Origin of the sequence: Bradyrhizobium sp. LB11.1 (assembly GCF_040549385.1) — a bacterium.
GTDB lineage: Bacteria > Pseudomonadota > Alphaproteobacteria > Rhizobiales > Xanthobacteraceae > Bradyrhizobium.
On record NZ_JBEPTH010000001.1, the window covers coordinates 304223 to 331169 of the forward strand.

A 26947-nucleotide genomic window follows, 5' to 3' on the forward strand; every position below is an offset into this window, starting at 1 on the left:
CTAGTCCAGCAACGCAGCCCTAGGGTGGGCAAAGGCGCGTCAGCGCTGTGCCCACGAGGGTCGCGATCGCCACCGGATGGTAAGCACGCTTCGCTTTGCCGACCCTACTGCTTCTTCGCAATCCAGATCACATGACGCGCGCCACCGCCCCTGCCGGTGGCGCGGACATTGACTTCATTGACGTCGAAACCTGCACTGCCAAGGCGTTTGGTGAAGGCGGGATTGGGTCCCGACGACCAGACGGCGAGCACGCCGCCGGGCCGTAGTGCCGTCTTCGCTGCCTTCAGCCCGCCAGCATTGTAGAGCGCATTATTGCCCTTCCGGGTCAGCCCCTCCGGCCCGTTGTCGACGTCGAGGAGGATGGCGTCGAAGACCGAGTTCTTCGCCCGGATGATGTCGCCAACATCGGTTTCCCGGATGCGCACCCGGGGATCATCGAGACTGTCACCGAAGACCTCCGCCATCGGGCCTCGCGCCCAGGCGACCACCGCCGGCACAAGCTCGGAGACCACGATCTTCGCCTTAGCTCTGAGCACGGTGAGCGCCGCGCGTAGCGTAAAGCCCATGCCGAGGCCGCCGATCAGGATGACGGGCTTGGCGACCGTCTCGATCTGCTTCGCAGCAAGCGTCGCGAGTGCCGCTTCCGAGCCCGACAGGCGGTTGTTCATCAGCTCGTTAGTGCCGAGCTTGATGGAAAACTCCTTGCCGCGCCGCATCAGGCGGAGCTCTTCTGCAGAACCAGGGATTTTGGCGGTGTCGATCTTTTCCCAGGGAATCATGAGAGAGCTTTAGCACGACCGGATGAACAATCACCCTCCCGCCCAGACGTCCAGCACATAGCGGTTCTTCGCGCCCATCTCCTCGATCCAGCGCGTGGCTGCAGCGACATCGCTGCCGCTCTTCTCGCGATGGATCGCGGCAAGGGCTGCCTTCACGTCGGGCTCCATCTTGCTGCCGTCGCCGCAGACATAGATGATCGCGCCCTGCTCGATCAGCGGCCAGACCTTGTCCTTCTGTGCGGCGAGCATGTGCTGCACATAGGTCTTCGGTCCAGGCGCCCGCGAGAAGGCGGTGAACAGCTCGGCGATGCCGTCGGCCGCCAGTCCCTTCAGCTCGTCCGCGTAGAGAAAATCCTGGTCGGGATGGCGGCAGCCGAAGAACAGCATGGCTGGCCCGAGGACCGCGCCCCCCGCCTTGCGCGCGGCGCGCTCCTGAACGAAGCCGCGGAACGGCGCCAATCCGGTACCCGGCCCGATCATGATGATCGGCACGGATGAATCATCGGGAAGCCGGAAGCCGGCCTTGGTCTCGCGCACAGTTGCGTAGATCGCATCGCCCGCGCGCCGGTTGGCGAGATAGCTCGAGCAGGTACCTTTGTAGTTACCGCGCCCCGAGGCGGCCGGCCCTTCGACCACGCCGACGGTGATGCTGCAACGTGCCGGGTCGGCCGACGGCGAGGACGAGATCGAGTAATAGCGCGGCGCGAGCAGCGAGAGCATTTCCAGGTAAACGTGGAACGGCAATTCGCAGGCCGGATATTCGAGCAGGAGGTCAAACACCGATTTGCGCCTGGTCAAAATCTCGCTGCGGTAACGCTCGAGCGGCTCGGCCTCCTCGCCGACGAAGGCCAGCAGCTTCGGCTTGGTGACGGGGCAACGGGTGTGTTCAGCCATGATCTGGATCTGCTTTCGCGTCGCCACCTGCTGCAATTCGACGAACTCGCTGAGCAGACGGCCGACCGACACAGCATCGCCGACCGGCAGTTGCGCGCGACGACCTTCGGCGACCTGAAGCCTGATCTGATCGGCCGGCAGGAAACCGAACCGCCGGGCCACCGAATCCACCAGCGTCGGATCGTTGCGCGGGACCACGCTCAAATGATCCCCGACACGGTAGGTGATGTCGGACGGTAGCTGCACGTCGATGTGGCGGGTCGAACGCTCGGAGGGATTGGCGCCGAACTTGTTCTGGAGCTCGTCATTGACCAGCACCTTCATCGCGACAGCGCCACCCTGGGCGACGATGGTATTGACGGCGGTCACCGCCACCGGCTCGATCGCGTAGAGCGGATCGTCCTCCGCGGTGCGCGTAAAATTCCAGTCGATGCCGAATTCCTTGGTCGCAACCTGGGCAGCGGCCGGGAACCACTTCTGGAACTGACCGTCGAGATCGCTGCGCGCATCGCCCTCGCCGCGCGGATAGACTGCGCGTGCGCCATGCTTCGACAATTGCTCGTCGATGAACCGCGGCACCGATTGATAGGTCGCGGCCCAGTCGCTGTTGCCGCAGCCGAACACGGCGTAGCGGACGTTGGCAAAGGCATCCTTCGGCAGATCATCGCCGAGCCATTTGACGAACTGCGACGCATTGTCCGGCGGCGCGCCGTTGTAGGAGGCGCAGATGATCAGCACGCCGCCCTCCTGCGGCAGCTTGCCGGCGTAGTCGTCGAGCGGGCCGAGATGCACGGCAAAGCCGTTGATCTCCGCGAGGTCGGCCATGCGTGTCGCAAGCTCCTCGGCGGTACCGAGATTGGAGCCGTACAGCACCAGCATCGGCGTGTTGTGGCCAAGACGCGCCGTCGGCTGGCGCGGCGCTTTCGGCGCCGAAGCCGCCGTCGCGACCGGTCCGCCATAGGCACCGCGCTCGCGATCGGCGCGTGGACGCACCTTGATCTTGAAGCCTTCCGGCTTCATCGTCAGCGTTTCCTTCAGGTGCATCTGATAGCGCTGGTGATCGATCAGCCTGAAGCGCTGGAGGACCATACCAAGTGCGAGCGCGGCCTCGTGCATGGCGAAGCCGCGGCCGATACACGCGCGCTGGCCGTTGCCGAACGGCTTCCAGGCATTGATCGGCCGCTTGGCTTCGGCTTCGCGGCTGAAATTCTCGGGATCGAAAGCATCGGGATTGGGTCCCCAGACGCTGGGGTCGCGGTGCAGCGCCGTTACCAGGATCGTCGTGAAAGTGCCTTTCCTGAGCTTGTACTTGCCGCCGCCGATGGCCTCGTCGTTCAGGGGCGAGATGCCATAGGCCGGCGCCGGCGGCCACAGCCGCAGCGCCTCTTTCAGGATCTGCGTGATGTAGGTGAGCTGCGTCACCTGCTGGTAGGTCGGTTTCGCGTCGACGTTGGGGCCGAAGACGCGGTCGACCTCGTCATAGGCCTTCTTGAGAATGTCCGGGTGTTTGAGCAACGCATAGAGCGTGTAGGACAGCAGGCCGCTGGTGGTTTCGTGACCCGCGATCAGGAAGGTGTTGATCTGGTAGCGGATGTTGACGTCGTCGAGTTGCTCGCCGGTCGAACGATCGACGCCGGTCATCATCGCGGCGAGCATGTCCTTCTTGTCGTCGATCCCTTCGGCGCTCTTGCGGCGCTCGGCGATGATCTCGTCGACCATCTTGTTCATGAAATTGACGTCTTCGCCCAGCGTCTTCCGGCGCTTCTGCATCCAGAGCTGCTCGAACGGCAGGCCGCGCGTCATCATGATGGTTTCGAGGGAGCGCACCAGCGACTCGACGAAGGGATGGTAATCGCGCCGATAGAACGAGTTGAACCGGTAATCGAAGCCGCACAGCCCGATCGTGTCGAGCGTCAGCGCCGTCATGTCGTGGACCACGTCGATCTCTTCTTCGGCGTTGAGCCGCTCCCATTTGTGGACGAGCTGTTCGGCGATATCCACCATGCTCGGGTGGTAGGATTGCATGGCACGGTTGCCGAACGGCTGCAGCAGGATGTTGTGCGCCTTGCTCCAGTTGGGCTCTCTGGTATCCGCGGTGAACAGGCCGTCGCCGCCGACCGCGCGCACACGCCGCAGCGCGCCGCGCACCGTTTTATCGAAGCGCTTCTCATCGGAGAGCTCGTCGACGAGATCATGGCCGGAAACGACGACGATCGGCGAGCCCATCATGTCGAGCCAGAAGATCGGGCCGAGTTCCTTGGCGAGCCGCGTCAGGTGCTGCACCGGCGCGGCAGAGTCCAGCGACAGCATGTTGCCGACCACCGGCTTGGTCGGCGGATGCGGAATCGGGTTCAGACGGTTCTTGGGTGACATTTAGAAGCGTATCCCCTGCCTCAGTACTCAACGTCGTCATTGCGAGCGACGCGAAGCAATCCAGAAATGTATCCACGGTGACATATCTGGATTGCTTCGTCGCTTCGCTCCTCGCAATGACCGGCTCGCAATGACGAGCTAGCCAAACCGCCTTCTACGCCATTCGATCAGCTTGGCGCTGACCTCTTCCGGCTTCTCCTGCTGCGTCCAATGGCCGCTGTCCTTCACCAGATACTTCTCGAGGTCAGCCACCAGCTTCTCCATGCCGTCGGCCGCCGACGGCGGCAGCACCGCGTCGTTCTCGGCCATGATCATCAGCGACGGCACGCTGATGTGGTGGTCCAGCCCGTTCGACCGCTCCCAATTGCGAGTGAAATTGCGATACCAGTTGATGCCGCCGGTAAAGCCGGTTTTCGTGAATGTGTCGACGAACACTTTCCTTTCGTCGGCCGAGAGGATCGGCGTGCGCGGATCGACCTTGGCATCATAGGCAGCGATCATCTGCGGAAAAGCCAGGTTGGTCTTTGACGAGGCGCCGACACCCGCGATCGGCGGCTCTTCCGGTTTCGCCGCCGGCCGGGCCAATGGCTTGCGCATGAAGGCGTCGAACGTCTGTTCGACGCGGCTACCGAAAATCCTGTCCGGCTCGCGCGCGGGATCCTGGAACTGGACGATGTACAGCTCGTCGCCGAAGCGCTTGCGAAACAGCGCGATCGGATCCATCGGCGCGCGGTCCCAATGCGGCGTGTTGACGCCGACGACGCCGGCGACGCGCGTGGGATGCCGCAGCGGCATCTGCCAGACGACGAATCCGCCCCAGTCGTGGCCGACGAAGATCGCCTTGTCGATCTTGAGATGGTCGAGCAGCCCGACGAGATCGCCGGTCAAATGCTCCATGTCATAGGCCTCGACCGGTTCGGGCCGATCGGTCGCGCCATAGCCACGCTGATCCGGCGCGATCACCCGGATGCCGGCCTCGCCCAGCGCCTTGATCTGGTGGCGCCAGGAGAAGGCGAGTTCCGGCCAGCCATGGCATAGCACCACCGGCGGCTTGTCCGTGACGGGGCCCGCCTCGTAATAGCCCATGCGGATTCCGTTCGTCTGCGCGAACTTGAGCGGCGGCATTTCGATCATTGCAAACTTCCTGACAAATGTCCTATTCGGCCGCGCCCTTGATGTCCGCCGTGGGCGGCGCAAACGCCGCCTCGAGTGCGGCAAATTCTTTCGGCAGCATGTCGCACATCACCTGCACATGCGGAATGATGTTGGCGCCGACGATGAAGCCGAAGTCGAGCTGGTCGCGATAGCTCTGCACGGTGATGTTGAGCGCCTGCCCATGTGTCGAGATCGACACGGGGAAGATGTGCAGCAGCTCGGCACCTGCGGCATAGAGCGTCTGCCGCGGCCCCGGCACGTTGGAGACGGTGATGTTCGCAGCCGGCGGCAGCACGTCCGACAGATCGGAGCGGCTGTAGAGCAGCGCCAGGATCTGGACGATGATCGGCGTGCCCAGCATCGAGATGTTGGAGACCTGCGGCATCAAGGCCCGCAGCGGATGCGACATCTCCTTGGACTTGGTCGACTGCGCGATGATGGCCTCTAACCGCGCTTTGGGATCATCGATGTTGGTCGCGATCGAGCAGATCATGCCGAACACCTGGTTGTTGGCCTCGGTGTTGCCCTCCTCGCGCAGCGAGATCGGCACGGCGGCGGTCAGCGATTTGGCCGGCAGCGTAGAATATTGTTGGAGATAGCGGCGGACCACGCCGGAGGCGAGCGCCAGCACCACGTCGTTGAGCTTGCCGCCGGCCTGCTTGGCCAGCGCTTTGGAGCGCGACAACGAGATCGACACGCCGGCAAAACTCCGCTCCGACGAGATCGACTTGTTGAGCATGGTCGGCGGCGACACCATGCTGGCGAGGCTCTCGCGCGACTTCGGATCGGAAATCTTGCCGAGCACGTCGGAGACGCTCTTGACCATGGTCGGGATATTGCCGGCAAAGCGCACCGCGCTCTCGATCTGGTACATCGCGTTATCGAACAGGATCGAGCCGATGTCGCTCTTGCCAGTGCGCGGCAGTTGCAGATTCTTCGCGGCCGCAGAGGCGTCGAGCGGCTGCGTGAAAAGTTGCTGATAAGAGTCGAGCAAATTGGCGGCGATGTCGCGCGGCTCCTGCCCGGGCTTGCTGCCTGCCGTCGGTGGATCGACCTTTCGCGGGGTCGGCGAGATGTCGTAGATCATGTTGGTCAGAGCCGCACCGGCGCCGCCATCGATGGCGGCATGGTGCATCTTGGAATAGAGCCCGACCTCGTTGTCCTTCATGCCCTCGAACACATAGAACTCCCAGAGCGGGCGGGCGCGGTTCAACAGCTTGGCATGCATCCAGCCGACGATGCGCTCGAGCGTGGCGCGGTCGCGCGGCGCCGGCAGGCTGGCACGAAAGATATGACGGTCGATGTCGAACTGATCGTCCTCGACCCAGGTGGGATGATCGATGTCGAGCGGTGCCTTCTCCAGGCGCGCCTTCAGGATCGGCGCGATGTGCAGCCGCGAGACGATCATCGCCTTGAAGTCTTCGAAGAAGTCACCCTTGTAGTCGTCCGGCAGGCGAAAGATCGCCATGCTGCCGACATGCATCGGCATTTCCGGTGTTTCCAGATAAAGAAACGACGCATCCAGCGACGACAGCTTCTTACCGTCAGCCATAATTCCCTCCGCTCATACTTGACGGGCGCTTTTGCCGGCACTTCTCGTCAGGCAGATACTGCCCGCTCCGGCGGGGCATATGCAATGGCAAACGGCCCTGCCCGGTCAAATGGCCAGAACTCTCCCTCCGGTTGCGCCAGGCGGTCTGCCACGGCCCACAATGCAGCAGGGTTTACCCCGAGCCCGATATGGCTTGCCAGATGCACCTCGATGTTCTCGGCGCGGTCGGACGGGTGCAACAGGCAGGTCCGCCAATTCACGACGCCGTCGGCGCGCGAATAGATCGACGTCGCGGGCACCGGAAGATCGCCGGCGATCGCCTCGCGCGCTTCCGCAAAATCCTCAACGCGCTCGCCGGACAACATTTCGTAGAGCGCCGTCGCATTCGTCGCCCGCACGTCGTTGGCAAAGGGACTGCCGAGCGTGACGACATTACGGACCAACTCTGGCGCCTGGAGCGCGAGATCACGGGCATAGACGCCGCCGAGGCTCCATCCGACCAGACTGACCTTGCGTCCGCCTGCAGCGTGAATTTCGGTGAGGCGGGCGCGCAGGGCTTCCCGCATCCGCGCCAGGCCGCCAAGATTGCGGCCCATCCGCCAGGCATGGGCCTCATAGCCGAGCGCGCTGAGATAGCGCCGCATCGGCGCCATCGACAGATCGCTGGCCAGAAATCCCGGCAGCGCCAGCACCGGATGGCCGTCGCCCCTGGGCGCGCGCATCAGCAGTGGCGACAGCAGGAGGCTTGCATTGAATTCGAACAGACTGCGCGCCTCCGCGAGCAGCAAGCCAAGGGCCGGCGGACGAAGCCGGCCTGAGCCTTGCGCTCCGTCCCGCGCGGCCGGCATCTATTTCTTCTTGTCGCCACTGCGCGGGCTGCCGAGACCGGCCATGGTGACGAACATGTCCTGAAACCGCTCGGCGAGCTTGGGATCGAAGGTGAACCAACTCTGGATCAGCGATTCCGGCGAGACCTTCTCGATATTGCTCAGAACCTGCTGCTGCAGCTTGTCCATCACAGCCGTCTGCATCGGTGTCAGGTCGGGCAATCCGATGAACTGACGGGCTTCGAGGGGGGTGCAGTCGATTTCGATATTTACTTTCATGTCCCCTCCGGATGAGATTCGAGCGGCGTGACGCAGTATCGCCGCGACATGGTGTGCGACGCAAGCGACCTGAGACGCGGATCCGGACGCCGGTTTCCGCATCGCCTGGCGCGGTCACGTTTCCCGGGCGCCCGGCGGGCCGTTCCCGCCCTCACTGGGGACCTCGCCGGTCGAAAGTTGAACGTCGCCCGCGCGCCTCTCGCCCCTAAATTGTTGGTCAGGATTGCTGCACAGCGGCGCAACTTGGCGCGTTCCTTGCTGGAATGGCGCTTGCACGGGTCGAGAACTCTGGGCAACATGGATCGATCTGCCCTGCCGAACAATCAAAAAATCACGGCGCGGGCGAGTGGAGAGGGTCAAGAATGTCAGTCGGACGAAGTCTGTTTGCGGCGACGCTCGCCGGTGCGCTTGCGTTGGCGGTCTCGCCGGCGTCGAGCCAGACGCTGCGCTACGCCAACCAGGGTGAGCTGAAGTCGCTCGACCCCTACACGCTGAACGAGTCGACCACCAGTGCGCATCTTGGCCACGTCTACGAGGGCCTTGTTGCGCGCGGCAAGGACCTGAAGATCATCCCGGCGCTCGCCGAAAGCTGGGAGACGCCGGAGCCGACCCGCTGGCGCTTCCACCTGCGCAAGGGTGTGAAATTCCACAACGGCGACCCCTTCACCGCTGACGACGTGGTGTTCTCGGCCGAGCGCGTGCGAGCGAAAGGCTCGAATTTCCAGAGCCGCGTTCCCGCCGATGCCAAGGCCGTCAAGATCGACGATTACACCGTCGATTTCATCCTGACCTCGCCCAATCCCATCCTGACGGCGTTGTGGGCGACCTGGTACATCATGGACAAGAAATGGGCAGAGGCGAACGATGCGGTGGCACCGACACCCGCAGCCGCCACGACCCCGAGCTACGCCTCTCTGCATGAAAACGGCACCGGCCCCTTCATGATCGAGAGCCATCAGCCGGGCGTGAAGACCGTCTTCAAGGTCAACCCGAACTGGTGGCGGAAGCCGGAACATAATCTGAAGGAGATCATCTTCACGCCGATCGCCAATCCCGCCACGCGTGTCGCGGCGCTGCTGTCGGGCGAAGTCGACGTGATCGAGCCGGTTCCGGTCCAGGACATCGAGCGCGTCAAGGCGAGCCCTAACGCCACCGTGCTGACGGGACCGGAGCTCCGCACCATCTTCGTCGGCATGGATCAGGCGCGCGACGAGCTCCTTTACTCGAACGTCAAGGGCAAGAACCCGTTCAAGGACGTTCGCGTTCGCGAAGCCGTCTACCGGGCGATCGACGTCGATCTGATCAAGAATCGCGTCATGCGCGGGCTCTCCACGCCGTCCGCTTTGATGGTCGCGCCAGAGATCTTTCCCTCGAAGGACTTCACCCGACCGAAGTTCGATCCCGACGCCGCCAAGAAGCTCCTCGCCGACGCCGGCTATGCCGACGGTTTCGAGGTGACGATGGACTGCCCGAACGATCGCTACGTCAACGACGCCGCGATCTGCCAGGCGATCGTCGGCATGCTCGCCCGCATCAACATCAAGGTAGACCTGCTGGCGCAGCCGAAGGCCCTGTATTTCGCCAAGGTGCTGAAGCCCGGCGGCTACAAGACCTCGCTGTTCATGCTGGGCTGGACCCCGGATACGCTCGACTCCCAGAACGTGCTGCACGATATCATGGGCTGCCGGGATGATCCCAAGGATCCCAACCGCGGCGAAGCCAATCTCGCCGGCTATTGCAACAAGCAGTTCGACGAACTCGCCGACAAGGTTCTCGTGGAATCCGATGCGGCCAAGCGCGATCTCCTGATCAAGCAGGCTTTCGAGGTCTCGATGAAGGACTGGGCCTATGTCCCGCTGCACCAGCAGGCGCTCGCCTGGGGCGTGTCGAAGAAGGTGAAGCTGACCCAGCGTGCGGACAACATGGTCATGCTCTACTGGGCGACCAAGCAGGACGAGTAAGTGTCCACAAGTTGTGAAGTCCCGGAAGCCAATACTTTCAAGACTTGGCTTCCGGGACTTGCTGCTTCGGGCTAACGCGATGATGCGTACTGTTGAAGAGATGTGAAAGGAACAGATGCTCGCTTTCACACTGCGCCGAGCCATCCAGGCCATCGGTGTCATGATCGCCGTCGGAATCATCTCGTTCTCGATGTTCCGCTTCGCCGGCGATCCCGTAAACCAGATGGTCGGGATGGACACGTCGGGCGCTGAACGCGCCGCGATCCGCAAATCGCTCGGCCTCGACGACCCCGTGATCGCGCAGTTCGGCCGCTATATCGGCAACGCCGCGCAATTCAAGTTCGGCGTATCCTACCAGTTCCGCCTGCCCGTCACGAACTTGCTGATGGAGCGGATGCCCGCGACGCTCGAGCTCGCGATCTGCGCCACCATCTTCGCGATGATCTGTGGCATCCTGATGGGCGTCTATTCGGCGCTTCGCCGTGACAGCTGGCTCACCCACATATTCCAGGCCGTCTCGCTGATCGGCATCTCGCTGCCGACCTTCCTGATCGGCATTCTCATGATCTACCTGTTCTCGGTGACGCTCGGCTGGCTGCCCTCGTTCGGGCGGGGCGATGTCGTGCATATCGGCTGGTGGACGACGGGGCTTCTGACGCTGTCGGGCTTGAAAGCGCTGATCATGCCCTCGATCACCCTCGGCCTGTTCCAGATGACGCTGATCATGCGGCTCGTCCGCGCGGAGATGCTCGAGGTCATGCGGACCGACTACATCCGTTTCGCGCGCGCCCGCGGTCTGACCACGCGGGCGATCCATTTCGGCCACGCGCTGCGCAACACGCTGGTTCCCGTCATCACCGTGGCGGGCCTGCAATTTGGCTCGGTCATTGCTTTCGCGATCATCACCGAGACCGTATTCCAATGGCCGGGCATGGGGCTCCTGTTCGTGCAGGCCGTTCAGAACGTCGATATCCCGATCATGGCGGCCTATCTGATGATGGTGTCCCTGATCTTCGTCACCATCAATCTCGTGGTTGATATCCTCTACACCATCGTCGATCCGCGGCTGCGCTCGACGGTCAGCCGGGCGCATTGACATGAGCGAGGCCGTCATTCCGCACAGCACCGAGAAGCGCGCCGCCGTCGCACCCAGCTGGTTCAGGCGCGCGCTCGACAGCGACCTGTTCTATTCGTTCCGCCGCTCCAAGATCACCATGATCGCGGCCGCAGTGACTCTGCTGTTCTTCCTGCTCGCGATCTTTGCCTCGGTACTTTCGGTACAAAATCCGTTCGACCCGGCGCAGCTCCAGCTGATGAATTCGCGCATCTCGCCGCTCTGGACCGCCGACGGCCAGAGCCCGTTCCTGCTCGGCACCGACGAGCAGGGCCGCGACGTGCTGTCAGCGATCCTCTACGGCTTGCGCATCTCGCTTCTCGTCGGCGTGCTCGGCGTCGTCCTCTCCGGCGCGCTCGGAATCATGCTCGGGCTGACGGCCGGCTATTTCGGCGGCGCCGTCGACGGGCTGATCATGCGCATCGCCGACGTTCAGCTTTCTTTTCCGGCCATCCTGATCGCGCTCTTGATCAACGGTATCGCCAAGTCGGTCTTTGGCAACAAGCTCGACGAGATGAGCATGCTGGCGGTCCTGGTCTTCGCGATCGGCCTGAGTTTTTGGGTGCAGTACGCGCGCACGGTGCGTGGCTCGGTGCTGGTCGAAAAGAACAAGGATTATGTCGCGGCCGCGCAATTGATCGGCCTGCCTGCCCCCGTAATCATGCTGCGCCACGTGCTGCCGAACACCACGGGGCCGATCCTCGTGATCGCTACCATCAACCTCGCGCTCGCCATCATCACCGAGGCAACGCTGTCGTTCCTCGGCTCGGGCATGCCCGAGACAATGCCGTCGCTCGGCACGCTGATCCGCATCGGCAACGGCTATCTGTTCGCAGGCGAATGGTGGATCGTCGCCTTCCCCGGAATCGCGCTCGCGGCCCTGATCCTGTCGATCAACCTGCTCGGCGACTGGCTGCGCGACGCGCTCAACCCGAAACTGCGATGAGTATACAGCGTTCATGACCGAACCCGTTCTCTCCGTTCGTAATCTCCAAGTCGAATTCGTCTCCCGACGCGGCACGCTGCGCGCCATCGACGGCGTCTCCTTCGACATCGGCAAAGGCGAAGTGCTCGGCGTGGTCGGCGAATCCGGCGCAGGCAAATCCGTCACCGGGCTCTCGGTGATCGGCCTGATCGATCCGCCCGGCCGCATCGCCGGTGGCGAGATCCATCTCGCGGGCCTGCGCATCGACAATCTGCCGCCGGAGGAAATGCGCCGTATCAGGGGAAAGCGCATCGGCATGATCTTCCAGGATCCGCTCACTTCCCTCAATCCGCTGTACAAGGTCGGCGACCAGATCGTGGAAACGATCCGGACTCACCTCGATCTCTCCGAACAGGCCGCGCGGCGCCGCGCGATCGACCTGCTCGCCGAGGTAGGTATTCCCGCGCCGGAAAAACGCATCGACGGCTACCCGCATGAATTCTCCGGCGGCATGCGCCAGCGCGTGGTGATCGCACTGGCAATCTGTGCCGAACCGGAGCTGATCATTGCGGACGAGCCGACCACGGCGCTCGACGTCTCCGTGCAGGCGCAGATCATCTCGCTGATCAAGCGTCTCGGCCGTGACCACGGCACTGCCGTGATGCTGGTAACCCACGACATGGGCGTGATCGCGGAGACCTCGGACCGCGTCGCGGTGATGTATGCCGGCCGCGTCGCCGAGATCGGCCCGGTGCAGGACGTCGTGAAGAACCCGCTGCATCCCTACGCCAAGGGTCTGATGGGCGCGATCCCGACGCTTGCCGGCGACGATAAACGTCTGGTGCAAATTCCAGGTTCCATGCCGCGCCTGTCGGCGATCCCGCGCGGCTGCTCGTTCAACCCGCGCTGCGCGTTCGCCTTCGATCGCTGCCGGGTGGAGAGGCCAGAGCCGTTGACGCGCGGCACACAATCAGTTGCCTGCCATCTCTATGACAGCGTGCCGGCGGAGACCGCGGCATGAGCGCCCCCTTCGTCCAGGCCACAAATCTCCGCCGCGTCTTCGACGTCTCAAAGCCCTGGCTCAACCGCTTGCTGGAAGGCGGACATCTCGAATATCTCAAGGCCGTCGATCACGTCACCTTCGATATCAAGAAGGGCGAGACCTTTGCGCTGGTTGGTGAGTCCGGCTCAGGCAAGACCACGGTGGCGCGGATGGTGGTCGGCCTGTTGCCGCCGAGCTCGGGCAACGTCCTGATTGACGGCGTCTCGATGACCGATCCGCGGCAAGGTCAGGCGCGCCGAAAGCTGCGCCGCCGCATCCAGATGATTTTTCAGGATCCGTATGCGAGCCTGAACCCGCATTTCCGCGTCGATGCCATCATCTCCGAGCCGATCCGCGCCTTCGACCTGATCCAGGGCGAACGCGACATCCAGGCGCGCGTCGGAGAGCTGCTCACCCTCGTCGGCCTGCATCCCGACGACCGCCTGAAGTTTCCGCACGAATTCTCCGGTGGCCAGCGCCAGCGTATCGCGATCGCGCGGGCGCTCGCATCCGACGCAGAATTCATCGTCTGCGACGAGCCGACCTCGGCGCTCGACGTCTCCGTGCAGGCGCAGATCCTGAATCTGATGCGCGACCTGCAGGACAAGTTCGGCCTGACCTATTTGTTCATCAGCCACAACCTCGCCGTGGTCCGCCACATGGCAAGCCGCGTCGGCGTAATGTATCTCGGCCGGATCGTCGAGATCGCGGAGGGGCGCGAGCTGTTTGCCCGTCCACGCATGCCCTACACCAAGATGCTGCTGGGCGCCGTGCCTGATCTCGCGATGTCGGGCCGCCAGCGCATTCCGGTCAAGGGCGAGATCCCGAACCCGATCAATCCGCCTCCCGGCTGTGCCTTCAATCCGCGCTGCCCGCTGGCGTTCGACCTCTGCCGCAAGGAAGCACCGAGCCTGATCGACGGCGTCGCATGCCACGCCGTTAACACCGCGCCGGTCACGGCGTGACGCGCGCGTGCCATGCGGCCTGCGCATTGGCGGCACGGCATTGCCTGTGATCAATTGCGCGCGCCGCAAATGAGGTAGCCCATGGCCAGCATCGTCAATCCCGATCCGTTCACGACAAGGCCCGAGATCGAGGGCACCTTCGGAGTCGTCGCCACCACGCACTGGATCGCGACCGCCGTCGGCATGGCCATCCTGGAAAAAGGCGGAAATGCCTTCGATGCCGGCGTCGCCACCGCCTTCACGCTCCAGGTGGTCGAGCCGCATCTAAACGGCCCCGGCGGCGACGTTCCCGTGATCGTCCATGACGTGAAGCGCGGTCGCACCGAAGTGATTTGCGGCCAGGGCCCGGCACCGGCACGCGCCACCATCGCGCATTACAAGAGCGAGGGCCTCGACATGGTGCCGGGCACCGGCCTGCTTGCGGCCTGCGTCCCCGGCACCTTCGAATCCTGGATGATGCTGCTGCGCGACTACGGCACGATGCGCGTGCGCGACGTGCTGGAACCTGCGATCTCTTATGCCCGCGACGGCTATCCGCTGGTCGAGCGCGCCTGTGCCACGATCCAGACCGTCGAGCAATTGTTCCGCAAGCACTGGCCGACCTCGGCCGCGGTTTATCTGCCGAACGGCGAGGTGCCGAGGCCCGGCACACTCTTCACCAACAAGACACTCGCGACGACCTACACCCGCATTCTCGACGAAGCTGAGAGCGGCGGCGGTGGCCGCGACGCCGAGATCGAGCGCGCACGAAAGGTTTGGTCGAAAGGCTTCGTCGCAGAGGCCATCGACAAGTTCTGTCGGACCCAGGAGGTGATGGACGTCAGCGGCTCGCCGCATCGCGGTGTGCTCTCCGCCGACGACATGGCGCGCTGGCAACCGACGATCGAGGCGCCGCTCACCTACGATTACGGCCGCTACACCGTCTGCAAGGCCGGCGTCTGGAGCCAGGGTCCGGTGACGCTGCAACAGCTCGCGCTCTTGAAGGGTTTTGCGCTCGACGGACTCGATCCGACCGGGCCGGAGTTCATCCATCTCCAGATCGAGTGCGCCAAACTCGCTTTCGCGGACCGCGAAAAGTTCTACGGCGATCCCAAATTCAGTGAAATCCCGATCGCAACGCTGCTGTCGGACGCCTATAACGACGAACGCCGCAAGCTCGTCACCGACAAGGCTTCGCTCGATCTCCGGCCCGGCGCGATCGAGGGCTTTGGCGGCGTGGTCAAGCTGCGCCGCGCTGAAGGCCAACGCGAGGCCGTCGGCGCGCTCGGCGCCGGTGAACCAACAGTGGGGCGCTTCGGCGAGGTGCGCGGCGATACCGTGCATTTCGACATCATCGACAAAGCTGGCAACATGGTGTCCTCGACGCCGTCAGGAGGCTGGCTGCAATCGTCCCCTGTCATTCCCGAGCTGGGTTTCTGCCTCGGCAGCCGCGCACAAATGTTCGATTTGGAGGAGAACCAACCGAGCTCGCTCGCGCCGGGCAAACGGCCGCGCACGACGTTGTCGCCGACCATGGCGCTGCGCGACGGCGAGCCGTATCTTGCCTGGGGGTCGCCCGGCGGCGATCAGCAGGATCAGTGGATCACACAATTCTTCCTGCGCCACGTCCATTGCAACCTCAATCTCCAGGAGGCGATCGACGCGCCGGCCTGGCACTCCGAGCATTTCCCGATCTCGTTCTGGCCGCGCACCGCGCGTCCCGGCGTGCTCGTGGTCGAAAACCGCGTGCCCAAGGCGACGATCGAGAACCTTCGCGAGCGAGGGCATATCGTGGAGGTCGGCCCCGATTGGTCGGAGGGCCGCCTCACCGCGGCCTCGCGTGTCGGCGTGCGCCGCCGCGCTGCCGCCAATCCGCGCGGCATGCAGGGCTACGCCGCGGGACGCTGAAGGCAGCACATGACCTGGTCGATCATTGCGCGAGATCCTGCCACCGGCCAGTTCGGCATCGCGGTAGCGACCCGCTTCTTCGCGGTCGGCGCGCGTGTGCCCTATATCGCCGCCGGCCTCGGCGCCATTGCAACGCAAGCTTTCGTCAATCCCTATTACGGAATTGACGGCATCAAGCTGCTTCGCGAAGGGCTGAATGCCCACGACGTGCTCGCCGCCCTGCTCGCGACTGACGACGGCCGCGAGAGCCGGCAGATCCACATCATGGATGCCAGTGGTGCGATCGCGGCGCATACCGGGCGCGATTGCGTCGACTCGTGTGGGCACATCGCAGGCAGCGGCATCTCGATCGCGGGCAATATGCTTGCGGGTGCCGACGTGCTCGCCGAGACGGCAAAGACCTATATTGCCAATGACAGTCTGCCCTTCCCGCGCCGGCTGCTTGCGGCCATGCGCGCAGGCGAAGCCGCCGGCGGCGACAAGCGCGGCAAGCAGTCCGCTGCGCTTTTGATCCACGGCGAAGAGGAATGGCCAGCCTTGGACATTCGCGCTGACGATCATCCCGATCCACTCGGCGAGCTCGAGCGGCTCGAACGGGTCAGCCACGAACTCTGGGTCCACTTCCGGAACTCCATGCCGACACGGCGGAACCCAGCCGGCAACACGGATCGCAGCGTTATCGATGCCAGCATCGCCGCAGCGCGCGCGAGATCATCATGAGCGCGAGCCCCCTCATCGAGATCAGGGATCTCCGTATCCGCTTTCACGGTGACGACGGCCGCATCACCCATGCTGTCGACAGCGTCGATCTCAGCGTCGCCAATGGCGCAACGCTCGGCCTCGTCGGCGAATCCGGCTGCGGCAAGAGCGTGACGTCGCTGGCGATCATGGGCCTCTTGCCGAAGCAAAGCGCGGAGATATCGGGCGCGATTCGCTTCGACGGCCTCGATCTGCTGAAGACTCCGGACCAGACGCTGCGCGACTTGCGCGGCAACCGGCTCGCGATGATCTTTCAGGAGCCGATGACCTCGCTCAACCCGAGCTTCACCATTGGCGATCAGATCATCGAGACGATTTTGCGTCACCGCGGCGGCTCGCGCCGCAGCGCCCGCGATCGCGCGACCGAGCTGCTGCGCCGCGTGCACATCCCGTCGCCCGAGCGTCGGATCGACGAATATCCGCACAAGCTCTCCGGCGGCATGCGCCAGCGCGTGATGATCGCGATGGCGCTCGCCTGCGATCCACAACTCTTGATCGCGGACGAGCCAACCACTGCACTCGACGTCACCTTGCAGGCGCAGATCCTGGAGCTGATGCGAGAATTGAAGGCCGCGAGCGGCGCCGCGATCATTTTGATCACCCACGATCTCGGCGTCGTCGCCGAAGTCTGCGACGAAGTCGCGGTGATGTATGCCGGCGAGATCGTCGAGCGCGCGCCGGTGGACGAATTGTTCGCCACACCGCAACATCCCTACACGGTCGGCCTGCTCGGCTCGATCCCGCGGCTCGACCATCGCGCCGAGCAGCTTGCGACGATCGAAGGCATGGTGCCGAACATGGCGCAACCGCCTGCCGGCTGCCGCTTTGCCGCGCGTTGCCCGTTCGTGCTGGACGCCTGCACCAAGGCGCCGCCGCCGCTCGTTCAGGTCAGCCCAGGTCACCTCTCGCGCTGCATCCGCACCCCGCTCGAACATCTGGTGCCGTGATGGCGCTCCTCGAGGTCGACGGCCTGGTCAAGCATTTCGTCGCCCAGCGATCGCTGTTCGGCCGGGCGCTGGCGCATGTCAAAGCCGTCGACGGCGTATCCTTCTCGCTCGAGGCCGGCAAGACGCTCGCCCTGGTCGGTGAATCCGGCTGCGGCAAGTCCACCGTCAGCCGCCTGGTGCTGCGGCTGATCGAGCCGGATGCGGGCAGTGTGCGCTTCGACGGCCGCGATCTCTTGTCGCTCGATGCCGTCGCGCTCCGCAAGTTTCGTCGAGAAGCTCAGATCATCTTCCAGGACCCCTACGCCTCGCTCAATCCGCGGATGACGGTCGGCCAGATCCTGACCGAGCCGCTGGCGCTGCATGATCTCGTTCCACCTGCACAGCGGCGCGAGCGCCTTGCCGAGTTGCTGCGGCTGGTGGGCCTCGAGCCGCGGCTGGCCCGGCGCTATCCGCACGAATTCTCCGGCGGGCAACGCCAGCGCATTGCCATTGCCCGCGCGCTCGCGGTCGAGCCGAAACTGATCATTTGCGACGAGCCGGTCTCGGCGCTCGACGTCTCGATCCGCTCGCAGATCCTCAACCTGCTGCGCGAGCTGCAGGACCGGCTTGGTCTCGCCTATATCTTCGTTTCGCATGATCTCGCGGTGGTCAAGCACATCGCCGACCGCGTCGCGGTGATGAATCTCGGCGGCATCGTCGAAGAAGCCGATGCCGTCGAGTTGTTCGCCCAACCGCGCCATCCCTATAGCCGCGCGCTGCTATCCGCGATCCCCCTGCCGCAGCCTCACGCCAAGCGAGCGAAGGTCGTGCTGCAGGGCGAGATCCCGAGCGCGCTCAATCCACCGGCCGGCTGCCGCTTCCACACCCGCTGCCCCTTCGTGATCGACCGCTGCCGTACCGAAGCGCCGGCACTGGTGGCTGACGGCACTCGCCACGCCACCGCCTGCCATCGCGTCGGTGAGCTGCCCCCGGCCGACGGCATCCTGCCCGCCACGGCCGGGTTTTCACCTACGCTGGGAAAATTAGTCGCAGCTTTCAGCCGAAAGACGGAAGGCGCGAGCCCGGCCGGGGTTGGTATACAGAGTGCAAGGTCTACGACGACGTAGCCGGAATAATGGGGACTGTCCGATGAAGATGTTTCGTCTGGCCGCAACGACCGTTGCGCTCTTGCTGTCACTTGGGGCCATCCAGGCGCAGACCACGCTGCGCATCGGTCTGGCCGAGGATCCCGATATCCTCGATCCCTCGATGGCGCGCACCTATGTCGGCCGCATCGTGTTCGCCGCATTCTGCGACAAGCTGTTCGACATCGACGAGAAGCTCAACATCGTGCCCCAGCTCGCACTGTCGAGCGAGACCGTCGATGATGGCAAGGGTCTCGTCATCAAGCTCCGTCCCGGCGTGAAATTCCACGACGGCGAACCGTTCGACGCGGAGGCTGCCAAATTTTCGCTGGAGCGCCACCTGACTCTCCCCGGCTCGTTCCGCAAGCCGGAGCTCGCCTCGGTCGACCACATCGACGTCGTTGATCCCCTCACCATCAAGCTAGTCCTGAAATCGCCATTCTCGCCGCTGCTCGCCCAGCTCACGGACCGCGCCGGCATGATGATGTCGCCGAAAGCCGCGAAGGCAGCCGGTGACAAGTTCGGCCTGCACCCGGTCTGCGCCGGTCCCTACAAATTCGTCGAGCGTGTACAGCAGGACCGCATCGTGTTCGAGAAGTTCGCTGACTACTGGAACAAGGACAACGTCTTCATCGACCGCATCGTGTTCCAGCCAATCGTCGACGCCACCGTACGGCTGGCGAACCTGAAATCCGGCGGCCTCGATCTGATCGAGCGCGTGCTCGCCACCGACCTCAAGGAGGTGCGCGCCGATTCACGGCTGAAGGTCGCAACCGCCATCGAGCTCGGCTATCAGGGCATCACGCTCAATATCGGCAAGGACAAAGCCAAGGGGCCGCTGAGCCAGTCCGCCAAGGTGCGGCAGGCACTCGACCTTGCGATCGACCGCGAGGCGATCAACCAGGTCGTGTTCAACGGCGAGTTCCAGGTCGGCAATCAATGGGTCAATCCTGATCATCCCTACTATCAGAAATCCCTCCCAGTCCGTGCCCGCGACGTGGAGAAGGCCAAGGCGCTGCTGAAGGAAGCCGGCGTGACGCCGCCAGTCAGTGTCGACTTCCTGGTGCCGAAGGGCGCGGAGACGGAGACACCCGCGCAGGTGATCCAGTCGATGGCGGCGGAGGCCGGATTCGACATGAAGATCCGCGTCACCGAATTCGCAACCGGGCTCAAGCAGGCCGAGGCCGGCGATTACCAGGCCTTCATGCTCGCCTGGAGCGGTCGCGTCGATCCCGACGGCAACACTTTCGTCTTCCTGCACAGCGGCGCTCCTCAGAATTACGGCGATTGGAACAATCCGCAGGCCGACAAAGCGCTGGACGACGCACGGCTCGTAACCGACCTCGCCAAGCGCAAGGCCAGCTATGAAGTTTTGGCCAAGCTGGTCCAGGATGAGGAGCCGCTGCTTTATCTCTATCACCGCCGCATCATCATCGCGCACACCACCAGGCTCGAGGGCTACAAGCAGATGCCCGACGGTCTCGTGCGCGTCATCGGCCTCAAGCTAAAGTGACGTCGCAGGGATGCTGAACTTCCTCGCCCGCCGCATTGCGCAGATCGTACCGACACTGTTCTTCGTCTCGCTGCTGATCTTCTCACTGCAGCAATTGCTGCCGGGCGATCCGGCGCTGGTGATGGCGGGCGAAGAGCGCGATCCGGCCGTGATCGAGCAGATCCGGCACCAATATCGGCTCGATCAGCCGGTCCCTGTGCAGTACGCCTACTGGATGAAGGGCGTGCTGTCGGGCGATTTCGGCGAGTCGCTGCGCAACAAGATGCCGGTGCGCGAGCTGATTGCGCAAAAGCTGCCGGTGACGCTGCAGCTCGGTTCGATGGCAATCATCATCGCCTTCCTGATCGGCATTCCCGCCGGGATCGTCGCCGCCGTGAAGAAGGGAACGGCCTGGGACTACGGCGCCAACTTCTTCGCGCTGTGGGGCATCTCGACACCGAACTTCTGGCTCGGCATCATGCTGATCTTCCTGTTCTCGATCAAGCTCGGCTGGCTGCCCGCCTCCGGCTATGTTCCGCTCACCGAGAACTGGCGCGCGAGCCTGGCCGCCACCATCATGCCCGCCTTCGTGCTCGGCAACGCGATTGCCGCGGTCCTGATGCGCCATACCCGCAGCGCCATGCTTCAAGTGCTGGAAAGCGACTACGTCCGCACAGCGCGCGCCAAGGGCCTCTCCGAGCGCTCGGTGATCCTCAAGCATGCCATGCGCAATGCGTTGACGCCGATCATCACGCTCGGCGCGCTCGAGCTCGGCACGCTACTGTCTGGCGCCGTGCTGACCGAGCAGATTTTCTCCATTCCCGGCTTCGGCAAGCTGATCGTGGACGCCGTGTTCAACCGCGACTACGCCGTCGTGCAGGGCGTGGTGCTGGTGACCGCCACGGTCTACATCACGCTGAACCTGATTGCCGACGTCGCCTATATCCTCGTCAATCCGCGGCTGAGGGGTTAGCCCATGACCGACGCGGTGCTCGCGGCCAATCCCGTGACAGACGCCGACGAACTCGACAGCCCGGCACGCCGCGCGCGGCGCCGCCTGTTCAAGCGCAAAGCCGCCGTCGCTGGCCTCGTGGTCCTCACTATCTTCATCCTGCTCGCGCTGCTCGCGCCTCTGATCGTGCCCTACGACCCCATCGCAACGAGCTGGAGCCTGGTGCGCAAGCCGCCCACAATGGCGCATTGGTTCGGCACCGACGAGCTTGGCCGCGATATCCTGAGCCGCGTCGTCTACGGCGCGCGGGCCTCGTTGCTGGCGGGCCTGATCTCGGTCGCGATCGCACTTGGGATCGGCGTGCCGCTCGGCCTCTTCGCCGGCTATCGCGGCGGATTCGTCGATGCACTGATCAGCCGGATCACCGATGCGATGCTGGCCTGCCCGTTCCTGATCCTGGCGATCGCGCTGGCGGCCTTCCTCGGCCCGAGCCTGGGCAACGCCATGATCGCGATCGGCATCTCGGCAACGCCCATCTTCATCCGCCTGACCCGCGGCCAGGTGCTGAGCGTCAAGGCCGAGGACTATGTCGAGGCGGCGCGCGCGCTCGGCAATCCGCCCTGGCGGATCGCGGTCTCGCACATCCTGCCGAACATCCTGCCCGCGCTGCTGGTCCAGGCAACGCTGTCGATCGCGGCCGCTATCATCGCCGAAGCAGCGCTGTCCTTCCTCGGCCTAGGCCAGCAGCCACCGGCACCGTCCTGGGGCAGCATGCTCAATGCGGCGCAGCGCTTCCTGACCCAGGCGCCATGGATGGCGATCTGGCCGGGGCTTGCAATCTTCCTCGTGGTGCTATCGTTGAACCTGCTCGGCGACGGCCTGCGTGACGCGCTCGACCCGCGGCAGCGTTAGATCACACTCTCCCGCATGACCCGGCGGCAATCCATCTCGTATTCAAGATCGACCACCGGCGGCCGCGCAAAGTGCCAGGTCAGCCCCGAGCGCACTGCGCCGCGCCGAACCAGCTCGTCGACCAGCGCATGGTGGAAGTCGTGCACGGAATAGGCCTGCACGCCGGTGGTGTCCTTCCAGCCGAACCCGAACGCCGTCATCCGGTTCTCCATCTGGGACGTCGTGGTAAAGCGGACCTTCTCGCGTAGGCCTTCCGGACTGAGGTCGCGGTACCGCACCGTGCGCTCGACATAGGTACCGCTACCCTCGCGCGCTTCGGCGCCGCCGGCAATGACGAACGACGGCGCCTTGGAGTTTGTCGGGCGCGTGAAGGAGAACGCATAGAACGACGGCTCCGACGGCGGATCGACCTCGGGACAGACATTGCTGCGTGCTACCGGATTGGTGGCGCCGTCAAAGATGCCCCATTCCGACAGCGTCTTGACGTAATGCAGGTTGAACGCACGAAAGCCTTCCTCGCTGAAGGCGGCCGGCGAGCGCAGCTCGCAGGCACAGAAGGCCGTCAACGGACGCCCTGCCTCCTGGATGAATTTTGCCGCAAGCGCAAATCCCTCGGCCAGAGGTACGAGGCGATCGAACCGGACGCGCTCGATCTCATAGCCGTCATCAGCCGCAGCACCGGCCGAATACTGGAACACGGAGGGAATGAAGCGGTAATTGCCCGCCGAGAATTCACGAATCATGTCGAACCCCTATTCCAATTGGATGCGAATGCCCTTGGCCCCGTTGAGCAGGCGCCTTAGATGGAAGCCGGCAAGTGGATCGTCGGCATGCATCCCAACTAGCGCGGCAAAGGCCGGCATCGCCGCCGCGTCGCCCGCCTCCATCTTGGCAAACGCCTCGGAATACAGTGACGTTTCCGACGCTTCGAATTTGGCCGACGGCAGCGGCTCGAATGCACGCAGCGGCTCGCTGCGTCCACGCAGCATCAGGTCACCGACTGGACGCCCCTGGAAATTCCCGGCAGCCTTGGCGACACTGGAGCTGACGCAGATGCGGGTGCCCAGCTGCTTGTTGGCAGCCTCCAGCCGCGCCGCGATGTTGATCGTATCCCCATACGCGGTGTAGTCGAAGAAGCGGTTGCCGCCGAAATTGCCGACCAGTGCGGACCCGGCGTGAATGCCGATGCGGGTGGCGCCGAAATCCACGCCCCGATCACCTTGGCGCGCGCAAAAATCCTGCGCCCAGGCGTCCAGATCGTGGGCGCATGCGACCGCGCGCGTCGCATAGTCCGGCTGATCGCCGGGCGCGTTGAACAGGACGTGGATGGCATCGCCGATGATCTTGGCAACCGTTCCCTCATGCGCGAAGACAACCTCGGTCATGCCGCCGACATATTCGTTGAGGAGCGCGCCCAGCGTCTCGGGCGGCGCGCTTTCGACCAGCGAGGTGAAGCTGGTGATATCCGTGAAGATCGCGGCGACATCGCGCCACTGCACCTCGATCCCCTCGCCGTCGCCGCTTGCCGCCAGACGCTTGGCAAGCTCCGGCGAAAAGTGGCGCGACAGCGCGGCGTGGGCCCGCTCGGCCTCCGCCTGACGGCGCCGCACCTCGCGCAGCATCTCGATATGGCGAAGGGTCTTCTCGATCGTGGCCTCCAGATCGGCAAAATCGATCGGCTTGGTCAGGAAGTCGAACGCGCCGCGGTTCATGGCGGTGCGGATGTTGCTCATGTCACCATAGGCGGAGACGATGATGGTCGACTTCTTGTCTTCGGCCTCCTGGAGCGTCTGCAACAGCGACAGTCCGTCCATGCGCGGCATGTTGATGTCCGAGACCACCATGTCGACATGCGGATTCTGCTCGAGCGATTCCAGCGCCTCGAGGCCATCACGCGCGAATATGATGGCGACGAGCCCGTCGCGGATCTGCCTGCGAAATTTTTGCAGGATCAATGCTTCCAGATCCGGCTCGTCGTCGACGAAGAGGATGGTCGGGGTCATGCCGCCTGCTCGAGCCGGGTATCGATCTCCTGGCGCAGTTGCGCAAAGTCGATCGGCTTGGTGAGAAGCCCCGTGGCACCACCCTCGATCGCCTTCCTGCGCGTCTCGACGTCGCCATAGGCAGTGATCATGATGACCGGAACATGCGGATGATCGGCACGTACCTTGGGCAGCAGGTCGAGCCCGCTCATGCCGGGCATATTAATGTCGGACAGGATCAGGATCAGCGAGGGATCACGCACCTCGGCCGCGCGCTTGAGCGCGTCGGGCGCCGAAAGCGCAAACTCCATATGGAAGCGGCCGGCGCGCAGATCTCGTCGGAACTGCTGTCGGAACAGCGTCTCGACGTCGGGCTCGTCGTCGACGACCAGGATGTAAACGTTCAAGTCCTGCCTCCGGAAGTACCGCCTGCCGCCATTACGCGCGGCAGGGTGATGATGAATTCGGTGAATACACCGGCCTCGGTGTTCACGTCGATCATGCCGCCGTGCTGTTTCACGACGATGTCATGGCTCATGGACAGGCCAAGCCCGGTGCCCTCTCCGGCCGGCTTGGTGGTGAAGAAGGGATTGAACATCTTCTCCTTCACTGCCTGCGGAATACCCGTGCCGTTGTCGCGGATCCGGATCTCGACTTTAGCGCCGAGATTTTTCGTCGTGGCGCTCAAGGTCGGTTCGAATCCGTCTGCGGCACTTTCCTTGCGCTTCGTCGCAGCATAGAAGCCGTTCGAGATCAGATTGAGGAAGACGCGGGTGATCTCCTGCGGATAGAGGTCGACCATCCCGGCGGTCGGGTCGAGGTCGCGCTGGAGCGTCACGTTGAACGACGGCCGTTCGGCGCGCGCACCGTGATAGGCCAGATTGAGGCTCTCCTCGACGATCGCGTTGATGTCGGCGGGGCGATGCTCGCCGGAGCCCTCGCGCGAGTGCAGCAGCATGTTTCTGACGATGGAGTCGGCGCGCTTGCCATGCTGCACCACCTTTTCGAGATTCCCCCGCAGCATGTTGGTCAGTTCGTCCACCTCGTCCTTCGTCTTGCCGTCGAGCGTTGCCGTTTGCAGGACCTCGTTGAGCTCGTCGATCAGCTCGGTCGAAATCGAGGAGAAATTATTGACGAAGTTGAGCGGGTTCTTGATCTCGTGAGCGATGCCCGCCGTGAGCTGACCGAGCGAGGCCAGCTTCTCGGTCTGGACCAGGCGGTCCTGGGCTGCGCGGAGTTCGTCGAGCGATTGCGAGAGTTCCGTGGTGCGCTTGCGCAACTCGTTCAGCAAGCGCGTGTTCTCGATGGCAATGACGGCCTGCTTCGTAAAATTCTCGACCAAGGCAATCTGCTTGTCGGTGAACGGACGGACTTCCTTGCGATAGACTGCGATCGTGCCGATCAGCTCGCTTTCCCTCAGCATCGGCACGACGACGATCGTGCGGGCGCCAGCGACATCCGAGATTCCGCGTATGGTCGAACCTCCGGCGAGATAGGCAGGAGTGTTCTGCACATCGTGAACGTGAACAATCTGACGCGTCCTGACGACGGCGGCGAGCGCACTCTCGGGATGAGGACGGATCGCTACATCTCTTCGCGAAGCGGCGAACGCGGACGGCACGTTGTAGTCGGCCGCGATGGTGAAGCTTTGCCCGTCCCACAAATTCATGATCCCGAAGCTCGCACCACAAACTCGCGTGGCATTCTCGAGCATCTTGTGGAACACCGGCGTGAGTTCGCCCGGAGACGAACTGATGACCTGCAATACCTCCGAAGTCGCCGTCTGTTGTTCGAGCGACTCGGTCAACTCAGCCGTCCGCGCTTCGACCTTTTTTTCCAGATCCGCATAGGACTCCTGCAAGCGCGCGCCCATGTCGTTGAACTGGTCGGCGAGCCCTTCGAGCTCGTCGCCGGTCCTGATCGAGATGCGCTGGGAAAAATCGCCGCCGCCGATGCGCTCGGCGCCGCTGCGCAGCACCTGGATCGGACCGACCATCCGGCGGGCCAGGAAGATTCCCGCGAGCACCGCGAAAATCGACGCGGCGAGCAGCACGATCGCCAGCCGCTCCAGTGACGCATAGAGCGAGGCGTAGGCTTCTTCGACCGGCAATTCCACGAACATGGTCCAGCCGAGCGGTGCGATCGGCGCGAACGCCGTGAGCACTTTCTGCCCCTGGATGTTGGGCTCACCTTGAAGCGGGTCGGGCATGCCGCCGCCCGCCTGCGCCGCGCGGACCTGCGCGAGTCCGGACATGTCGGTGTTGCGCAGCACCAGGCTGATGTCGGGATGCGCAATCAGCCGCCCCTCGGGACCGACCACATAGGCATGTCCGTGCTCGCCGACCTTGATCTGGGAGACGACATCCCAGATCAACTTGAGATTAACCTCCGCGATACTGACGCCGGCATCCTTGCGCGCGCCGGCCAGCGCCAGCGTCATGTAGGGCTCCGACTCGCGCCGGAAATAGACCGGCCCGTAATAGACCTTGTGCGCGACGGCCTCGGTGAACTTCGGGTCGCCCGACAAGTCGACGCCGCTATTGATCGCGTCCATCGCCAGCCGCGAGACGCGCAGGCGTTCCTTGCCGGTCGAGTCCACCTGGGCAAGCTCGGTGATCGCGGGCACCTGACGCAGCAGCCGCAGCGCATCGAACCGGCGCGGCTCGATCGAGCCGTCCGACCACGGCAGCTGCGTGGTCCAGCCGAGCTGGCTCTCGATTTCCTTGACGAACTGGCTGATCTTCGCGGCCGCCGCCTCGGCCTGCTCATGCTGCACGCGGATTAGCGCGGCCTTGTGCTCCCGATAATAGAAAAAGACCTCGAACAGGCCATTGGCAAGCAGGGCAACCACGACCACGGCCACGAACAGCGCGACATATTTGGTGAACAGCCGGGTTCTGATCCCCCGCGCCGCCTCAACCGACGCAACGCCGTCCCCGGCGGCGCGCGGCAGGGGCCTGGTCTGCGGGGTGTCGGGATGGACGGAAATGCTCATTCCCCAAAGCCTAGCAAGAAGGCTGGACCTT

General features: G+C 63.9%; 22 protein-coding genes. 12 read left to right on the forward strand and 10 right to left on the reverse strand.

From position 1 onward, the window contains the following. Positions 1–104 precede the first annotated feature (104 nt). The 6 genes from ABIA96_RS01360 to ABIA96_RS01385 all read right to left on the reverse strand — a co-directional run bounded on the left by ABIA96_RS01360 (position 105) and on the right by ABIA96_RS01385 (position 7859). Positions 105–779 (reverse strand): spermine/spermidine synthase domain-containing protein, encoded by a 675-nt coding sequence (locus ABIA96_RS01360; protein WP_354135217.1) that lies wholly within the window; start codon positions 777–779, stop codon positions 105–107. Between the two features lie 30 nt (positions 780–809). After that, positions 810–4046 carry a bifunctional cytochrome P450/NADPH--P450 reductase gene (locus ABIA96_RS01365; RefSeq protein WP_354135218.1) on the reverse strand — a complete coding sequence of 1079 codons (3237 nt, stop codon included), beginning with the start codon at positions 4044–4046 and terminating at the stop codon, positions 810–812. A gap of 138 nt (positions 4047–4184) precedes the next feature. Then, positions 4185–5180 carry an alpha/beta fold hydrolase gene (locus ABIA96_RS01370; protein ID WP_354135219.1) on the reverse strand — a complete coding sequence of 332 codons (996 nt, stop codon included), beginning with the start codon at positions 5178–5180 and terminating at the stop codon, positions 4185–4187. A gap of 22 nt (positions 5181–5202) precedes the next feature. After that, positions 5203–6753, reverse strand: a complete 1551-nt coding sequence (locus tag ABIA96_RS01375; RefSeq protein WP_354135220.1) for a wax ester/triacylglycerol synthase family O-acyltransferase — start codon at positions 6751–6753, stop codon at positions 5203–5205. A 47-nt stretch (positions 6754–6800) separates the two neighbouring features. After that, on the reverse strand, positions 6801–7601 hold the full coding sequence (locus ABIA96_RS01380) for an alpha/beta fold hydrolase (protein ID WP_354135221.1): 801 nt from the start codon (positions 7599–7601) through the stop codon (positions 6801–6803). After that, a complete protein-coding gene (locus tag ABIA96_RS01385; RefSeq protein WP_354135222.1) occupies positions 7602–7859 on the reverse strand; it encodes a DUF6489 family protein in 258 nt (85 codons plus the stop codon). A gap of 362 nt (positions 7860–8221) precedes the next feature. Between ABIA96_RS01385 and ABIA96_RS01390 the strand changes: the two genes are divergently transcribed. The 12 genes from ABIA96_RS01390 (at position 8222) to ABIA96_RS01445 (ending at position 21939) form a co-directional block, all read left to right on the forward strand. Continuing rightward, positions 8222–9820, forward strand: coding sequence for an ABC transporter substrate-binding protein (locus ABIA96_RS01390; protein ID WP_354135223.1), 1599 nt, complete (start codon positions 8222–8224; stop codon positions 9818–9820). Positions 9821–9935: 115 nt separating this feature from the next. Beyond that, positions 9936–10916: an ABC transporter permease gene (locus ABIA96_RS01395; protein ID WP_354135224.1), complete on the forward strand. Its 981-nt coding sequence runs from the start codon at positions 9936–9938 to the stop codon at positions 10914–10916. Position 10917: 1 nt separating this feature from the next. After that, positions 10918–11880, forward strand: a complete 963-nt coding sequence (locus ABIA96_RS01400; RefSeq protein ID WP_354135225.1) for an ABC transporter permease — start codon at positions 10918–10920, stop codon at positions 11878–11880. Between the two features lie 13 nt (positions 11881–11893). After that, positions 11894–12880, forward strand: coding sequence for an ABC transporter ATP-binding protein (locus ABIA96_RS01405; RefSeq protein ID WP_354135226.1), 987 nt, complete (start codon positions 11894–11896; stop codon positions 12878–12880). Next, positions 12877–13866, forward strand: coding sequence for an ABC transporter ATP-binding protein (locus tag ABIA96_RS01410; protein ID WP_354135227.1), 990 nt, complete (start codon positions 12877–12879; stop codon positions 13864–13866). The genes ABIA96_RS01405 and ABIA96_RS01410 overlap by 4 nt, the downstream gene beginning before the upstream one ends. Before the next feature lie 81 nt (positions 13867–13947). Next, the gene (locus tag ABIA96_RS01415) at positions 13948–15753 is read left to right on the forward strand and encodes a gamma-glutamyltransferase family protein (RefSeq protein WP_354135228.1); all 1806 of its coding nucleotides are present in this window, start codon (positions 13948–13950) and stop codon (positions 15751–15753) included. A 9-nt stretch (positions 15754–15762) separates the two neighbouring features. Next, on the forward strand, positions 15763–16473 hold the full coding sequence (locus tag ABIA96_RS01420; protein ID WP_354135229.1) for a DUF1028 domain-containing protein: 711 nt from the start codon (positions 15763–15765) through the stop codon (positions 16471–16473). After that, entirely contained in the window at positions 16470–17459 is a 990-nt protein-coding gene (locus ABIA96_RS01425; RefSeq protein WP_354135230.1) for an ABC transporter ATP-binding protein, read from the forward strand. Before ABIA96_RS01420 ends, ABIA96_RS01425 begins: the two co-directional genes overlap by 4 nt. Further along, complete coding sequence (locus ABIA96_RS01430; RefSeq protein WP_354135231.1) at positions 17459–18565, forward strand: ABC transporter ATP-binding protein; 1107 nt, start codon at positions 17459–17461, stop codon at positions 18563–18565. The genes ABIA96_RS01425 and ABIA96_RS01430 overlap by 1 nt, the downstream gene beginning before the upstream one ends. 22 nt (positions 18566–18587) lie before the next feature. After that, positions 18588–20096, forward strand: a complete 1509-nt coding sequence (locus ABIA96_RS01435) for an ABC transporter substrate-binding protein (RefSeq protein ID WP_354135232.1) — start codon at positions 18588–18590, stop codon at positions 20094–20096. Positions 20097–20106: 10 nt separating this feature from the next. After that, positions 20107–21048 carry an ABC transporter permease gene (locus ABIA96_RS01440; protein ID WP_354135233.1) on the forward strand — a complete coding sequence of 314 codons (942 nt, stop codon included), beginning with the start codon at positions 20107–20109 and terminating at the stop codon, positions 21046–21048. Between the two features lie 3 nt (positions 21049–21051). After that, a complete protein-coding gene (locus ABIA96_RS01445) occupies positions 21052–21939 on the forward strand; it encodes an ABC transporter permease (protein ID WP_354135234.1) in 888 nt (295 codons plus the stop codon). Here the strand turns inward: ABIA96_RS01445 and cnbZ are convergent. Genes cnbZ through ABIA96_RS01465 form a run of 4 tightly spaced genes read right to left on the reverse strand, consistent with a single transcriptional unit; the run spans position 21936 to position 26916 of the window. Next, positions 21936–22682: a 2-amino-5-chloromuconate deaminase CnbZ gene (cnbZ, locus tag ABIA96_RS01450; protein ID WP_354135235.1), complete on the reverse strand. Its 747-nt coding sequence runs from the start codon at positions 22680–22682 to the stop codon at positions 21936–21938. The genes ABIA96_RS01445 and cnbZ overlap by 4 nt on opposite strands. A 9-nt stretch (positions 22683–22691) precedes the next feature. Then, on the reverse strand, positions 22692–23942 hold the full coding sequence (locus ABIA96_RS01455; protein WP_354135236.1) for an adenylate/guanylate cyclase domain-containing protein: 1251 nt from the start codon (positions 23940–23942) through the stop codon (positions 22692–22694). Continuing rightward, positions 23939–24328, reverse strand: coding sequence for a response regulator (locus ABIA96_RS01460; RefSeq protein ID WP_354135237.1), 390 nt, complete (start codon positions 24326–24328; stop codon positions 23939–23941). Before ABIA96_RS01460 ends, ABIA96_RS01455 begins: the two co-directional genes overlap by 4 nt. Continuing rightward, positions 24325–26916 (reverse strand): cache domain-containing protein, encoded by a 2592-nt coding sequence (locus ABIA96_RS01465; protein ID WP_354135238.1) that lies wholly within the window; start codon positions 26914–26916, stop codon positions 24325–24327. Before ABIA96_RS01465 ends, ABIA96_RS01460 begins: the two co-directional genes overlap by 4 nt. Between the last annotated feature and the right edge of the window lie 31 nt (positions 26917–26947).